Here is a 14,487-nt window from a genome sequence, read left to right as displayed (position 1 = left end):
CGAGAGTAGGTCGGGAGGCCGTTCACCGCTTGGCCGTGCGCGCACATCGCCAGTCGTCAGCGCACGACCCGCCGACGTGCGTCCAGCGAAAGCGGCCCGGCGTGTACGGCCAAGACGTGACCGGTGACGCGTTCCTACGGTCGGGGCGTTCGGCCGTCGGAGTGTGACGGCCGCGCTCACACAACGGAGACACAACGGAGTGCTCATGAGCGACATCTCTCCCGCCGGCCCGGTCAAGGTCGCCGTCACGGTCGACGACCTCGTTCTCTGGGACGGCGTTCCCCTGCCGGCCGGCTCCTCGCCTGTGGACATCACCCGCTCGCTGGCACGGACGCTGACCGAGCACGGTGTGCCGCGCACCTACGCGTTCGCGCACACCTATCCGGTCGAGCGGGATCCGGCCCTGATCGCGGCGTTCGAGGCGTGGGTGGAGGCCGGGCACCACCTCGGCAACCACACGCACCACCACGCCCCGCTGCGGTGGATGCCGGCCGAGGACTTCTGCGCGGACATCGCGCGCGCCGAGCGCCGCATCGGCCGGCTCATCGAGTCCGCGCCGCAGCGGTACTTCCGGTACCCGATGGACATGTCCTCCGGGTCCGAGAGCAAGCGCGGCCAGGTGGAGGAGTACCTCAAGGACCACGGGTACCGGAACGCGCCGATCACCGCGTGGTTCAGCGACTTCGCCTGGATCGTGCCCTACTACCGGGCCCTCACCAACGGCGACGCCGCGGCACGGAAGCGGCTGCGGGACACCTACGTCTCATCCGCCGTCGACATGCTGACCGCGCACGCCGTGTCCGCGCGTAGGCTGTTCGGCGCGGATTTCCCTTACATCTGGCTGATCCACGGCAGCCCGATCGCGGCCGATGCCCTGGGGGACATCCTGGACGCCTTCACCGATCGGAATGTCGAGTTCATCCCGCTGGACGAAGCGATGCGGCACTCGGCGAACTTCGGCATGCCACCGTGCGACCGGCGGTTCCGCAACCACCTCCAGCGGTACGCGCTCGCCGCCGGGGAGCCGACGCCCGAACTCGCGCCCGAGGTGCTCGGGGAGGTGATGGCCGCATCTCCGATGCCCGGCGTCGACACGATCGGGGTCTTGGAGGAGAGCGTGCTCAAGCCGCTCGCCCGGCAGTTGGGCGCCGAGTACCAGTGGGAGTGGGACTGAGCGGCCCCGGACGACGACCGACCCCAGGCAATGACCCGCCCCGCCCGCACCGTTCCGCAGGAGGACGCACGCCCATGCTCAACCTGTCCCTGATGCTCACCGACAGCGCACGCCGTCTGCCCGGCAAGGAAGCGGTCATCGAAGGGGAGCGCTCGATGACCTACCGCGAGGTGGACGAGGCCGCCAACCAGGTGGCACACCTGCTGCTGGACAAGGGCCTCCGACCCGGCGATCGCGTCGCCCTCACCTGCCCGAACGTGCTCGAATTCCCGGCGGTGTACTTCGGCATCCTCAAGGCCGGCGCCGTGGTCGTGCCGCTCAACACCATGCTGAAGCGCGGCGAGGTCGCCTACCACCTCCGGGACTCCGGGGCACGGGCCTACTTCTGCCTGATCGGCTCCCCGGACGACGAGGCATGGCGTGGCTTCGAGGACTCCGCGTCCTGCGCGTTCCTCTTCGCGATCGACAGCACCGGGGCGGCCGTCCCGCCGGGCCTGCCCACACTCACCGAGGCCCTGCGGGACCGGCCGACCGATGACGTGCTCGTCCCCACCGAGGCCACCGACACGGCGGTGATCCTGTACACGAGCGGTACGACGGGCAGGCCGAAGGGCGCCGAACTGTCGCACGCGAACGTCGTGATGAACGCCCTCGCCACGCACCCGCTATTCGAGGCTCGCCAGGACGACGTGCACCTGGTGCCCCTGCCGCTGTTCCACTCCTTCGGGCAGACCGTGCAGCTCAACGCGGGCTTCGCCGTCGGGTCAACGCTGGTGCTGATGCCCCGGTTCGACGGGCGGACCGCGCTGGAGCTGATGTCCGAGCACCACGTGACCTTCTTCGCCGGTGTGCCGACGATGTACTGGGCTCTCCTGGCCTCAGCCGGCTCGAACGACCCCGCCTCATGCCTCGCCGCCACGCTGCGGGTCGCGGTCTCGGGCGGGGCGGCACTGTCCGTCGAGACTCTCTCCCAGTTCCGCGACGTGTTCGGCCTGGGCATCCGGGAGGGCTACGGCCTGTCCGAGACCAGCCCGACGGTCGCCTTCAACCGCCTCGACCGGCCGAGCAAGCCGGGTTCGATCGGGCTGCCCGTCTGGGGTGTGGAGGTCAAGCTGATCGCCCCGGACTGGAGCGAAGCCGCCGAGGGACAACCCGGCGAGATCGCGGTGCGTGGCCACAACGTCATGAAGGGCTACCTGGGCCGCCCGGAGGCCACGGCGGAGGTGCTACGTGACGGATGGTTCCGCACCGGCGACATCGCCACCCGTGACGAGGACGGCTACTACTTCATCGTCGACCGGGCCAAGGACCTGATCGTGCGGGGCGGATTCAACGTGTACCCGCGGGAGGTCGAGGAAGCCCTCATGACCCATCCCTCGGTGAGCCTGGTCGCGGTGGTGGGAGTGCCGGACGACCGGGTGGGGGAGGAGGTCAAGGCGTACGTCATCCGGCAACCGGGCAGCACAGTCTCCGAGCCTGAGCTGATCGCCTGGTGCCGGGAGCGCCTGGCCGTCTACAAGTGTCCACGTCTCGTGGAGTTCCGCGAGACCCTGCCCGTGAACGCCACCGGCAAGATCCTGAAGCGGGAGCTGCGCTGAGCCCGGGGCATTGACCGGTCGGCAGGAGTGGCGTAATGTCCGCCGCCAATTCGCGAGGCAGCGCGGCCTGCGGTGAGGAAGTTGAACCATGTACGCCGTCGAGAAGCTGAGCAGCGACGAGTACGCGCCAGGGGAGCGCGGCGCGTGGTGGCGCGACCTGGTCTGCGCCATTCACTCTCCGATGACGTTCGCACTCCGGGACGACTACCGGGGCAGGATCGAGCATCAACGCTCCACCTTCTACCAGTTGGTCCGCTGGTGGGGCGACGAGGAGCGCATCTCCCGGCGTGAGGCGGACATCCGCCGCCATCCCCATGGCGCCTACGAGCTCCTGGTACCCGTGAGGGGCGTCCTCACCATCCGGCAGGAGGACACCACGGTCGACGTCCGCCCGTCGACCATGACGCTGGCGTCCCTGGACCGCGCGCTGGACCTGCGCCACGGCGATCGGTTCTCCTCGATGGCCTTCGTCATCCCAGGGGAGTTGCTGGAGGCCCGGCTGACGCGGCCCCCGCGTGCGGGCGCCGTCCTCGACGCGGGCTCCGGTCTCGGCCGCATCGCCGTCGACATGCTGCGCAGCCTGCGTCGGCAGCGGGGCGCGGTCGACGCCGTCGCATTCGACGCCGTCGCTGACCGCGTCGTCGATGTCCTGGCCCTGGCCTGCAACGCAGGGCCCTCCGCGCTGTCCGCGGCCGTCCAGGAAGAGCTGGTCACCGCGATCCGGAGATTCGTCCGGGCCAACGCCCACGACCCCGGTCTCACCGGCGCCCTCATAGCGGCCCGGCTGGGCTGGTCCCTGCGCCACATCCAGGCCCAGCTCCAGCGGGCCGGGACGACGATCTCGGAGCTGATCCGCGAGGAACGGCTCGCGCTGGCACGGCTGCGGTTGCAGGACCCTGGCCGGCGCCACCAGAGCATCACCGCCGTGGCCTACTCCTCCGGCTTCGGCGACCTGAGCACCTTCAGCAACGCCTACCGACGCGCATTCGGGGAGCGGCCCTCCGACACTCGCGCCCGGAGCGGCCTGGCTTCCTGAGGCGGCGCGGCCATGCGCGCGCCGGGCAAGCCCGCTGCGCGGCAGCCCAAGCCACTGCCCTGCCGCGGCACTAGCGTCACCGGCATGGAACCGACACTGCTATCACAATCAGGACCCGACGACGCCGATCTGTTCTCCGTGCACGGCCGGACGGCGGTGGTGACCGGCGGCTCCCGCGGGATCGGAGCCATGATCGCGCGAGGCCTCGCATGGGACGGCGCACAGGTGGTCATCGCGAGCAGGAAGGCCGATCAGTGCCGTGCCGCGGCAGAGGCGATCAACGCCTCCGGGGCCCGGGGCCACTGCACAGCCGTACCGGCCGACCTCTCCTCCCCGGAGGGCTGTCAACGGCTCGCGGCCTGGCTCGCCGAGCACCACGACAGCGTGGACATCCTGGTCAACAACGCGGGGACGACCTGGGGCGCCCCGCTGGAGGCGTTCCCCACAGCGGGCTGGACGAAGGTACTCGGCACCAACCTCATCGCTCCCTTCGACCTCACCGTCGGGATTCTGCCGCTGCTGCGACGAGCAGGGCGGGCCGACCACCCCGCCCGCGTCATCAATATCGGCAGCGTCGACGGGATCAACGCCCCCCTGTGGGAGAACTACTCCTACAGCGCCGGCAAGGCAGGGCTGCACATGCTGACCAGGCATCTCGCCAAACGGCTGGCGGCGGAGCACATCACCGTGAACGCGATCGCCCCAGGGCCTTTCCTGACCGACATGCTCGGCCACGTGGCAGCCGACCAGGGCGTCGAGAACGAGTTGCTGGCCCGGGTTCCGCTGGGCCGGTACGGGCTCGCCGGGGACATCGTCGGTGCCGTGCGGTTCCTCGCCTCGCGGGCCGGCGCCTACGTCACTGCCGCGGTCATCCCCCTCGACGGGGGAATCACGGGGTGCTCGGGCTGAGAGGTCGTTTTCTCCCGTTGTTTCATCCCGTGATGCGGATTTGATCCGGTGGTGTCGGGTCGCGCCGGGAGATGGTGGCTTCGCCGGTGAGGCGGCGGGCCATCAAGTCGGTCATGGCCAGGTGGATCATGGCTTCGGAGCGGCGCGGGAGGTCTCATAGTCGCGGGCCAGGCAGCGGTGGAGCATCAGCCAACCGTAGGTCCGTGCCACCGCCCACCGTTTCGCTATCGGGGTGAATCCCCTGGTCCCAGGGGTGCGGGTGACGATTTGCCTGTCGATGCCGAGAGTGGCGGCATGCTCGACCAAGTGTTGCCGGTAGCCGCCGTCGACCCACACCTTGCGGATGCCGGGATGGCCGGCGGGGACCCGGTCGAGCAGTTGATGGCCGGCCACGGAGTCCTGGACACCGGCCGTGGTGACCAGCACCGCCAGGAGGAGGCCGACCGTGTCGGTCACGATGCTCCGCTTCCGGCCCACGATCTTCTTGCCCGCATCCGTACCCTGACTCGTGGCGGGAACGCTGGTGGAGGTCTTCACGCTCTGCACGTCGATGGCCCAGAGACCGGGGCGGCTGATGTGCCGGCGGGGCCGGTGCGCAGGAAGCCCTGCTCGTCCCTCTCGCAGCAAAGCCCTTCCAGGACACCACCGTTCGGGATCCTCCTCGGGAGGAGGAACACCCCTGCTGCCTGAAGTGTCCGCCCGTCGGCGAGCTCTACCCCGCGGAGTGCACCGCCGTCGGCGAGCAGTCCGGGCACCGGGCCCCTCCATCACTTCGACTCCGCGGGCCCCAAGACAGCTCCGTCGCCGCTGGGAGCGACATGTCAACGAGCAACGCCTCCGCCATCGGGCAGGGGCGTTGATCGAGATGGTCTGTTTCAGGATGCCTTTTGGTCGGCGGGCTTCTCGATCTCGGTGGTCACCCGTGCCCCTCGGAAGAGCACCGGGAGCCACAGGAGACATGCCAGCAGGGGGACCGCGGCGTAGGTGGCCATGCCCACACTGGAGCCCAGCCCGTCCATGAGCGCGCCGAGGACGAGATAGCCGGTGCCGATGAGCGCTGACTCCACGAATGTGATCATCGACAGCAGGCTCGCCCGGTGGCGCGACGGCACTGCCTCGTTGAACACGTTGTCCACGAGCACGGCGGTGATCTCGGGAATTCCGACCAGGGCCAGGAACGCGGCGATGGTGACCCAGACAAGGCCGAGGCCGCTCAGGCCGAGTGACACGGCGAGCGTCAGGAGAGACACCGGGATGATGGCCCGATACCCGATGCGCCCGTTCGCGCGGTCCGACAGCAAGGGAGTGAGTCCGCCGGCGAGGAATCCCGCCGATATGACCACGCTGACCAATGCGGTGCCCGCTCCCTGATCGGAGAGGGTCTTCTGCGTAAAAATGATGTACGGCGTCAAAGTCGCATGCATCAATCCGGACGCCACGACAAGCGTCACGAGCGCCGGCGTGGCGACCCGAAGCATCGCCCGCCATGCTGTGGCGTCGCCGTGCTCCTCCTCGGCTCCGTCCTGCTCGTCCACCGCGTCCGCGCCGCGGATCTCGGGCACCCGTGACATCAGCACCACCACGGCCAGGACGAGGCACGCCGCCGAACCGACGTAGACGATTCCCCAGGAAATCTGTTGCAGTTGGCCGCCGAGGACGATGGCGGCTCCCGAGGTGACCGTCCCGAGCATGGTGAACCGGGAATTGATCTTGACGTAGCTGGCCGTTGCACCACGACGCACGAGCAGGTCGTACAGCAGGGCGGTGTCCGAACCGGACACACATGCCATGCCCACGCCCTGCCCGATGAACAGCGTCAGAAACACCCAGTAGTTGGAGAGCGTCACCTGACCGAGCAGACATCCAGCTATCAGCACCTGGCCGATCACGATGCTGGCACGCCTGCCGATTCGGTCGGCGATGACTCCCGTCGGCAACTCCGCAAGTCCGCTGACCAGGTAGAGCAGTGTCTGAAGTAGGGCCACTTGCCCGGCGGAGAAGCCTCGCTGCTGAAGGAAGAGGACGAATACGCCACGCTGCAACAGCGAGTTGGCGAGCACGGCGTATACGTAGAACGGGCGCGTGATGCTTCGTGCTGCGTCGTCGACTGCAGCCGACCGGCCAAGGGCCTCCGTGGTGCCGGTCATGCTGCGAGCTCCCCTGGTGACTCCCTTGATTATTAGAGATTGTCTCACGTGGCATGTTCCGCGAGCTTCTTGTAGCAGGTCAGGGCGGTGGCCATGGCCAGGACCTCGGCTCTGCCAGTCGTTGCGGACCATGTACGGGATCTTGAGACCGCGAGCGGGCCGCCAGGTCGGCCACACCAATCAAGGCTTAGAACTCCTGACAGAATACTGGAACTCGCCTTGGAGTGTTGGTGTCTGATGGCTTGTTAGCCTGCACATGAGAAGGGGTGAGCGGCCTCCGTGGATCGTCCCCGATGAGCTGTGGGCGCGGATCGAGCCGTTGTTGCCGGTCGTGCCGCGTCGCACAGATCACCCGGGACGCAGGCGTCTGGACGACCGGAAGGTGCTGTCGGGGATCCTGTTCGTGCTGTACACGGGCATTCCGTGGGAGTTCCTGCCGCAGGAGCTGGGCTTCGGTTCCGGCATGACCTGCTGGCGGCGCCTGCGTGACTGGAACGACGCCGGCGTGTGGCAGCGTCTGCACGAATCGCTCCTGGCTGAACTGAACGCGGCTGGTGCGCTGGACTGGTCGAGGGCGGTGATCGACGGCTCCCACGTGCGGGCCATGAAGGGCGGCCCAAAACCGGACCGAGCCCCGTCGACCGTGCCCGGACAGGCTCCAGGCACCATCTGATCACCGAAGGGCACGGCATCCCGCCGGCGGTATCGCTGACCGGCGGAAACCGCGGGCGACGTCACCCAGCTCGTCCCCCTCCTCCAGGCCGTCCCGCCCGTACGCGGCCGGCGGGGACGGCCCCGCCAGCGACCGGTCACGCTCTACGCCGACCGCGGCTACGACCACGACAAGTACCGCAAGCAGGTACGGGCCCTCGGGATCACCCCCTCCATCGCCCGCCGCGGCACCGACCACGGCTCGGGACTGGGCGTCCACCGGTGGGTGGTCGAATCGAGAAGGTTCTTATCCCGGGTACACCCGGAAAAGCCAGGAAGCCGAACCGCGCCTTTCACCGCGTATGGGCGGCAATGGCAAGCGCCCGCAAGCGCGGTGACCACGCCAAAGTGCGGGAACTGCGCAAGCAACTCCACAGCATGCCCAGCATGGATACTCAGGATCCTGGCTGCCGGCGGCTGAGGTACGCACGCTATGCCGGTGACACCCTCCTCGGGTTTGCCGGACCAAAGGCAGAAGCCGAAGAAATCAAAGAGCGCCTGGCACAGTTCCTGCGGGAAGATCTCAAACTGGAACTGTCGCCGGAGAATTCACTCATCACGCACGCCCGGACCGGGTCGGCACGTATCAGGTGGTCGAGGCAATTGCTCGGGTGACGGCCGTGATCGCCGGGGTGGGGCGGCCGGGAAGTCGCGCCACGAGAACCCGGCGGATCTCGGGAGGTGCGCCTTCGACGTGCAGCAGGCTCACCCCGGGCGGCAGCACCGGCGAGAGCTTCGAGGGCACCGTTGTCACCCCGAAGCCACCGGCGACCAGCTGAAGCTTCGTCAGCCAGTCGCGCGCGCAGTGAACGATGTCCGGCCGTCCGGGCAGGCCGGGCCAGACGCCGAGCAGTGGCTCGGCGTTCGACAGTCCAGGATCGTGCGAGCGTGGCGCAACAGAGTCAGACCCGCGGGGGTGAGCCGCACTCCGTCGGGGCGGCGTTCGAACAAGGCTGTGCCCGCGCATCGTTCGAGGGAGGCGGCCTGGCGTGAGACCGCCGACTGGGTGTAGCCGAGCCGGGTGGCTGCTGCGGTGAAGCTGCCGGACTCGGCGATCTGCCGCAGGACCCGTAGGCCTGTGCTGGAGATGTCCATGCGGCATACGCATACCACAGATGCCTAATCGTCGCTTCCCGCATGCCGGCCGGGTTCCTAGTGTCGATCCCGACGAACACGGACGAACACGGAGGTCATCACGTGCGAGCAGCAGTTCTGACGCAGTTCGGTGCCCCGCTCACGGTGCGGGAGGTCCCCGACCCCGAGGCCGGCGGCGGCGAGGTGGTGGTCGAGGTCCTCGCCGCCAGCGTGGCGCCCTACGCGGCCGAGGTCTTCAGCGGCGAGCGGAATTACCCCCTGGTCCCTCCCGTCGTGCCTGGGATCGGCGGCGTGGGACGGGTCGTCCACGTGGGCCCGGACTCCACCCGGCTACGCTCCGGCGACCTGGTGTGGTGCGACTCGACGGTGCGCTCGCGGGACGACGCCCTGACGCCTGACATCACGCTCCAGGGCTGGAGCTCCCGCGGCGAGGGCGGCGCGCGCCTCGCCCGGTACCTGCACGACGGATCGTTCGCCGAGCTCATGCGGATCCCGACGGAGAACGTCTTCCCGCTCCCCGCAGCGGCGGGGGACGATCCGGCCCGCTGGGCCGCGCTCGGCGTGCACGTCATCCCTTATGGCGGGCTGCTGGCCGGCGGGCTCGCAGCCGGTGAGACGCTGCTCGTCAGCGGGGCCACCGGCAACCTCGGCAGCAGTGCGGTCGCGGTAGCGCTCGCCATGGGGGCGGGCCGCGTGGTCGCCCCGGGCCGCAACCGGGCCGCGCTCGACCTCCTCGCCGACCGGTTCGGTCCGCTCGTGCGCCCGGTCCCGCTCACCGGGGACGCGGCCGGCGACCGCGCGGCGATGTCCGCGGCGGCCGACGGCCCGATCGACATGGTGATCGACCTGCTACCGCCGAGCGCACCCAGCTCGGCAGCGCGCATGGCAGCCATGACCGTGCGCGAATACGGCCGCGTCGTTCTCATGGGCGGCGTCGGCATGCTCGGTGGCGACGACCTCGCACTCCCGTACCCATGGATCATGCGCAACTCGATCACCGTGCGAGGCCAGTGGATGTACCCGCGTACAGCGAACGTCGGTATCATCCGGCTCCTGGCCTCGCGCACCCTGGACCTCTCCCCCGAACGGGTCCGGTCGTTCGGCCTCAACGCCGTCAACGACGCCGTCACGTACGCCGCCTCACATGGTGGCCCGTTCGACCGCACCACCCTCACCCCACCGGCTCGCTGACAAGACCGGCTGATCCCCACATGTCAGCGCCACGCCCCCCGCCCTCACGAGGCCGCCGTACTGCCGCTGCTATCAGAAATGACAGCGGTGCCGTGACCGGGCACGGCCTGATGCCTATGCTCAGCTGCAGTCGGCGGCTGATGGGGCCTCGCGGGTCATAGGCAGGGTTGGCAGCCTCCCTCGCCAGAGGTAGCGCTCGCCTGTGATCTCAAAGCCGTGGCGTTGGTAGAACCGGACTGCACGTTCGTTGTAGTCGGCGACCCCCAGGCGGATACGTGCAGGTCCTGCCCAGGTGAGAAACTCGGTCATCATGTGGCCCCCGAGTCCATGCCCCTGAGCGTGGTCCAGCGACGCGCTCGGTCGGCTCGGCGAGGCAGCGCAGCGCGAAGGCGAGTGCTGCCTGCTCGCACGTGACCGAACGTGACGTGCCACTCCCGTCGATCAGGGCCACCTTGCCGAAGGACGGCGCCCGGTGGCCGCGCATCATTGCCAGGCTCTCAGCGAGGCGCATCAAACCGGCACATCGCACCAGAATGTTATCGGGTTCCGAGAACGGCTCGCCGAGAAACGGCGTTGTCAGTGGGTTCTGCCAGGGTGTGCTCCGTGGATGAACTGGTGGAGCGTGTCGATTGCCAAGATCGTGTCCTGGGGGTGGTCACCCGTCGGCAGGCCATCCGGGAGGGTTGGCTGCATCGAATCGCCTCGACGGTGTGCCGTGATGAGCGTGGCCGGATCCTCGTCCATCGGCGGTCGGAGCAGCTGTCGCGCTTTCCCGGGCTCTATGAGGTCGTGGTCGGTGGCGCCGTGGATGTCGGCGAATCCTATGAACAGGCTGCCGCACGGGAGTTGGCCGAAGAGCTGGGCATTCGTGGCCTGCCGCGCCTGCTGTTCACGTTCATCAACCGCAGTGGCTTGAGCCCTCACTGGCTCGGCGTGCACGAAGCCGTGGTCCCAGACGCTGTGGCCCCCGATCCCGATGAGGTCGCCTGGCATGGCTGGCTGACCGAGTCGGAACTTCACTCGGCCCTGTTGGAGTGGCGCTTCACTCCCGACAGCCACGAAGCCTTCAGCCGGTATCTCGCGTTCCGGACCGCGCAGTCCTGACCTTTCTCGCCTCTTCGGCCGGGCCCCTCAGCCCAGGGACTGCTGTTCGGCTCGTCCCCGGCCTGATCGGCTTCGCGTCCGGCGGTGACGGCTTGCTGCTTGCAGTCGTCGCACAGGTGCGGATGGGTATCCCGTGGGGTCCCCACCCGGCGGGCTCGATAGCCTTCCACCGTGCGTCGGTAAGGTGGCCGACTTCTCGATCCCGGAACTCCAGCAAGTCCTGCACGCCACCCTGGAACGAATCTCGAATGCCCCGGAGCCTCGGGCGGCGTACGCAAAGGGAAAGCTGCCGGTGGTCGGGGAACTGCTCCCAAGGACCGAGCCCAAGAGCGCAGAACCCTCGTCAAACCACACGCACGACGACAGCCGTGCCGGGAGAGTCGAAGAGGCATTCGATGACACGGGTACGGTGGTCGACGTCGAACTGCCCACCACATCCATATCGTCTGGCAAGGAAACGCAGCGGCAGGACTGTCCAACCCCTGAGCCCAAGGCTGTGGATTTCCGTCTGGACCTCCCTCCCTCGAACCCTTGGTTTCCCGGCAATGCCCAGCACTCCTTCACAGTGAGGGACTTCTCGGGGATCACCGCCCATCCCCCTACGCCTCTGGATGAGCGCCAGCAAATGGTGGCGGCACAGAACCTTTCCACCCCGACCACCTCAGGCCCCGACGCCCACGCCGCCCCGCTGAACCCGCTGGTCTCAGACAGGCGGGCGCTGACAACCAACGTCAGCGTGAGGCGAGACGCGCCCCGCGTAAACCCCGGGAGGGCACCCGCTCCGCCGCCGCGGTGCAGACACGGCCACACTCTCCTCCACGCCGGTGACCGGCCCCGGGGCGACATCGCCCCGCCCCCACACGGCCATTGAACCTTGTTCCACCGCCCCCCGTTGTAGCTCACAGCCGCAACGCAAGGAAGGAAATGCATGAGCCCGGACGAAGTACGGACGACCTCACCGCGGCGGGGCCAGCCCGCTGCGCGCCCGGGGAGTCTGTGGACATGAGCGAGCAGGAGCCATCCGTGGAAGCTTCCGTGCCGTCGCCGAGGTTCGCGGTGTTCATAGACGCCGACGGCTCCGCCTCCATCGACGGGGTTCCCGTGCAGGCGGTGAGAGGGCAGTCCGTCGACGAGGCGGTCCTCGACACGCTGCACCGGCACGCACTCGAGCGCAACTCCCCTGTCGTTGCGGCCATTTCCGATCCCGCTGCCGAGCACGTGACGTTCGTCGAGGTCGCCCCTGACGGTTCGAGCAGGCTGGAGGAGGAGCCGGCCGAGCCGTCGCCGCCGGTGGCACCGCCATCGCCGCCACCGGCGGAGACGGCCGAGGAGGCCACCGGGTGGGCAGAGCCCCATGAGCCGGACGGACAGACCGGTGAAGCCGGGCCTTCCGGCTTCGGTGCCCCGTTCGAGGCCGATCTCGACGGCAGCCCCGACGACATCGTCGACCCCGACGACATCGCCGACAGCCCTGACGACGACCTCAACGAGTCGCGGCCTTCGCTGCCTCAGCCCTCGCTCCCCTCGTTCTCCTCCCGTGTCCCTTCCCTGTCGCTGCCTCGCCGCTCCAAGGACGCCAGCGCGGGCGCGGCGCCACGGCAGTCGGACGACGAGTATCGGGGCCCCGGTCTGCTTCACCGGCCCCTGGTCGTCGGGCCGGTCGCACTCGGGGTGGCCGCCCTCGTCATCGTGCCGCTGGTGATGCTCGGCGGAGGGTCGGACGGCGGAGGGGAAGACAACAGTGCCGCTGGCGCCAGCGACAAACTTAACGAGTCTTCGGCACCCCGTGTCCCGAAGCCGCTGCCCACTGTCTCCCTCTCCCCGAGCCTGCAGCCGCCGTCGTTTCACGCCTCCCCAGCGGCCACACCGAAGCCGAAGGACACCGAGGGCACCACCGCCACCGTGACCATGCGGCCGCCGAAGGCAACGGTGACCGTCACCAGCAAACCCGCGCCGGACACCGCCGCCACCGCCGTCAATCGGCTTGCCAGGAAGGATCCGGGACGGCACATCTGCTACCGCGTGTACGTCTCCGGGCGAGGCTGGCAAAAGCCCGTGTGCGACGGCCGGACGGCCGGCGCACCAGGCAAGGGGATGATCACGGCCGTCAACATCGCCGTGTCCGGCGCCAAGGGCACGGCCGGCTCCGCCTACGTTTACGACCCCGCGTCGACCAACGGCGAGGGGCACTTCCCCAAGCCGTGGACGGAGGTCCCCGACGGCCTCGACCACTACCTCGGCAGCACCAAGAAGCACGCCCCGCACATGCTGGGGTTCACCATCAACGTCGACAGCGGCGCCGGCAACGTCTGCCAGACCACCTACGTCCACGGCGACGACTGGCTCGGCCTGGCGTGCGACGAACCCGGCTCCGGATACGACTTCACCTACGCCGGAACCCACGACAACGACCTCTGGATCGAAGCGATCAGGCTCACCGTGTGAGGCCCGTCCCGTCCTGTTCCGTCCCGACGAGGTTGGCCGCATCGTCTCATGTAGCGCGAAGCAGGTCGCCCTCTACCGAGCCGCGGCCGGGAAGCGGACTTACCCGGCGGTGGCCCCGGACCTCGGGATCACCGCGAAGTCGCTGCAGACGTGGGTCCGCAAGGACGACTCAGAGACCGTGCCCGGACGCCGTGACGCAGGCGGGAGCGAGGCGGAGGAGCTGCCTCTTCTCCGCGTTCAGCGGCACCTCACCGCACTTCCGGCCCCGCCGCCGCCTGATGACCGCTTCTCACTACCGCGCCCAGATGATCACGTGCTTCACGAGAACCCAGCCCCACCATGCCCGTCACGCACTCACGCACTCACACTCAACAACGTGACAGTACTGCTCCAGGCGCTCCGGGGCGTACGCGCGGGTGCCCACGGATCGAACGTCCGTGGGCATCCGCGCGTCGCGTCGGTCAGCTCTGCTGCATGGCCTTGAGGTCGCGCAGGGTCAGCTTGTTCGCGCCGCGGTCGGCCGCACTGCTCTGGGTCCAGGCGAGGATCGCGGGGCGCGCCTTCTCGTACGGGGTGCCGGCGGCCGTGTTCTGGCCGTCGGTGGCGGCGACCTGGGTGAGGCAGGCGGCCAGGGCGTGCGGGTCGCCGCCGTTGTAGCCGATGTTGGAACCGAGGGCGTTGCGCTGTGGCAGGATCGACGGAAGCCCTTTCTCCGTCCCGCCCGGAGACGAGCGCCGCCGTACGGGAGGCATGCCCTACCGAGGGGTGCGGCCAGAACGGTTGGGGCGCGACGGGCGGCCGTCAGGCAGCGGTGGTGTCCGTGCGGAGTTCAGCGAGTACGAAGAAAGCCCAGGACACCTGGAACCAGGCCGTCGCACGACGACCCAGGTTCTTCGCCCACTGGGCCTGGACCACCCACGTCCCCCAGGGCTGGTGACCAGAACGGCAAGAGCCGTATGACGGGCGACCAACACGTACGGATTTGTGAGGGCCGTGAGGTGAGACCCCTCCCGGCTACTCGACGGCGATCGCCTGCTACCAGCCACACCCGACAGCACGAGCATCCAACAAGTCTCA

Annotated in this window: 10 protein-coding genes and 4 pseudogenes; 9 read left to right on the top strand and 5 right to left on the bottom strand. The window is 68.8% G+C overall.

Going from position 1 to position 14,487, the window contains the following annotated elements; genetic code table 11:
• The first annotated feature begins 205 nt into the window (after window positions 1–205).
• From ACFY2B_RS26680 to ACFY2B_RS26665, 4 genes are all read left to right on the top strand, one after another.
• A complete protein-coding gene (locus tag ACFY2B_RS26680) occupies window positions 206–1,174 on the top strand; it encodes a polysaccharide deacetylase family protein (protein ID WP_390765597.1) in 969 nt (322 codons plus the stop codon).
• 74 nt (window positions 1,175–1,248) lie between these two features.
• Window positions 1,249–2,772 (top strand): long-chain fatty acid--CoA ligase, encoded by a 1,524-nt coding sequence (locus ACFY2B_RS26675; protein WP_390765596.1) that lies wholly within the window; start codon window positions 1,249–1,251, stop codon window positions 2,770–2,772.
• Between the two features lie 88 nt (window positions 2,773–2,860).
• Window positions 2,861–3,808 (top strand): AraC family transcriptional regulator, encoded by a 948-nt coding sequence (locus ACFY2B_RS26670; RefSeq protein WP_390765595.1) that lies wholly within the window; start codon window positions 2,861–2,863, stop codon window positions 3,806–3,808.
• A gap of 84 nt (window positions 3,809–3,892) precedes the next feature.
• Window positions 3,893–4,717: an SDR family oxidoreductase gene (locus ACFY2B_RS26665; protein ID WP_390765594.1), complete on the top strand. Its 825-nt coding sequence runs from the start codon at window positions 3,893–3,895 to the stop codon at window positions 4,715–4,717.
• A gap of 22 nt (window positions 4,718–4,739) precedes the next feature.
• On the opposite strand, the pseudogene ACFY2B_RS26660 reads toward ACFY2B_RS26665, so the two are convergent.
• Window positions 4,740–5,269, bottom strand: a pseudogene (locus ACFY2B_RS26660) (transposase); the annotation flags it as partial.
• Window positions 5,270–5,592: 323 nt separating this feature from the next.
• Complete coding sequence (locus tag ACFY2B_RS26655) at window positions 5,593–6,864, bottom strand: MFS transporter (protein WP_390765593.1); 1,272 nt, start codon at window positions 6,862–6,864, stop codon at window positions 5,593–5,595.
• A 256-nt stretch (window positions 6,865–7,120) separates the two neighbouring features.
• Between ACFY2B_RS26655 and ACFY2B_RS26650 the strand changes: the two are divergent.
• Window positions 7,121–7,810 (top strand): annotated as a pseudogene (locus ACFY2B_RS26650) (IS5 family transposase); the annotation flags it as partial.
• Window positions 7,810–8,160 (top strand): annotated as a pseudogene (locus ACFY2B_RS26645) (maturase); the annotation flags it as partial. The pseudogenes ACFY2B_RS26650 and ACFY2B_RS26645, both read left to right, overlap by 1 nt.
• A gap of 1 nt (window position 8,161) precedes the next feature.
• Here the strand turns inward: ACFY2B_RS26645 and ACFY2B_RS26640 are convergent.
• A pseudogene (locus tag ACFY2B_RS26640) lies at window positions 8,162–8,670 on the bottom strand (LysR family transcriptional regulator).
• A 102-nt stretch (window positions 8,671–8,772) separates the two neighbouring features.
• Between ACFY2B_RS26640 and ACFY2B_RS26635 the strand changes: the two are divergent.
• Window positions 8,773–9,861, top strand: coding sequence for an alcohol dehydrogenase catalytic domain-containing protein (locus ACFY2B_RS26635; protein ID WP_390765592.1), 1,089 nt, complete (start codon window positions 8,773–8,775; stop codon window positions 9,859–9,861).
• A 120-nt stretch (window positions 9,862–9,981) separates the two neighbouring features.
• Here the strand turns inward: ACFY2B_RS26635 and ACFY2B_RS26630 are convergent, their stop codons facing one another.
• Complete coding sequence (locus ACFY2B_RS26630) at window positions 9,982–10,293, bottom strand: GNAT family N-acetyltransferase (RefSeq protein WP_390765591.1); 312 nt, start codon at window positions 10,291–10,293, stop codon at window positions 9,982–9,984.
• A gap of 162 nt (window positions 10,294–10,455) precedes the next feature.
• Here ACFY2B_RS26630 and ACFY2B_RS26625 point away from each other — a divergent pair, with 162 nt between their 5' ends.
• Window positions 10,456–10,965, top strand: a complete 510-nt coding sequence (locus ACFY2B_RS26625) for an NUDIX hydrolase (RefSeq protein WP_390765590.1) — start codon at window positions 10,456–10,458, stop codon at window positions 10,963–10,965.
• A gap of 1,023 nt (window positions 10,966–11,988) precedes the next feature.
• Entirely contained in the window at window positions 11,989–13,410 is a 1,422-nt protein-coding gene (locus ACFY2B_RS26620) for a hypothetical protein (RefSeq protein ID WP_390765589.1), read from the top strand.
• Between the two features lie 461 nt (window positions 13,411–13,871).
• Here ACFY2B_RS26620 and ACFY2B_RS26615 read toward each other — a convergent pair whose 3' ends face one another.
• On the bottom strand, window positions 13,872–14,162 hold the full coding sequence (locus tag ACFY2B_RS26615; protein ID WP_390765588.1) for a hypothetical protein: 291 nt from the start codon (window positions 14,160–14,162) through the stop codon (window positions 13,872–13,874).
• Window positions 14,163–14,487 lie beyond the last annotated feature (325 nt).

Origin of the sequence: Streptomyces sp. NPDC001270 (assembly GCF_042896695.1) — a bacterium.
Lineage (GTDB): Bacteria > Actinomycetota > Actinomycetes > Streptomycetales > Streptomycetaceae > Streptomyces.
Note: the sequence above shows the minus strand (reverse complement) of the source record. Positions and strands in the feature narration are given on the sequence as shown.

What these genes read in the sequence shown, in the direction of transcription:
- ACFY2B_RS26655 (WP_390765593.1), bottom strand. Translation starts at nt 6,864, where the DNA reads ATGACCGGCACCACGGAGGCCCTTGGCCGGTCGGCTGCAGTCGACGAC.
- ACFY2B_RS26670 (WP_390765595.1), top strand. Translation starts at nt 2,861, where the DNA reads ATGTACGCCGTCGAGAAGCTGAGCAGCGACGAGTACGCGCCAGGGGAG.
- ACFY2B_RS26675 (WP_390765596.1), top strand. Translation starts at nt 1,249, where the DNA reads ATGCTCAACCTGTCCCTGATGCTCACCGACAGCGCACGCCGTCTGCCC.
- ACFY2B_RS26615 (WP_390765588.1), bottom strand. Translation starts at nt 14,162, where the DNA reads ATGCCTCCCGTACGGCGGCGCTCGTCTCCGGGCGGGACGGAGAAAGGG.
- ACFY2B_RS26665 (WP_390765594.1), top strand. Translation starts at nt 3,893, where the DNA reads ATGGAACCGACACTGCTATCACAATCAGGACCCGACGACGCCGATCTG.
- ACFY2B_RS26680 (WP_390765597.1), top strand. Translation starts at nt 206, where the DNA reads ATGAGCGACATCTCTCCCGCCGGCCCGGTCAAGGTCGCCGTCACGGTC.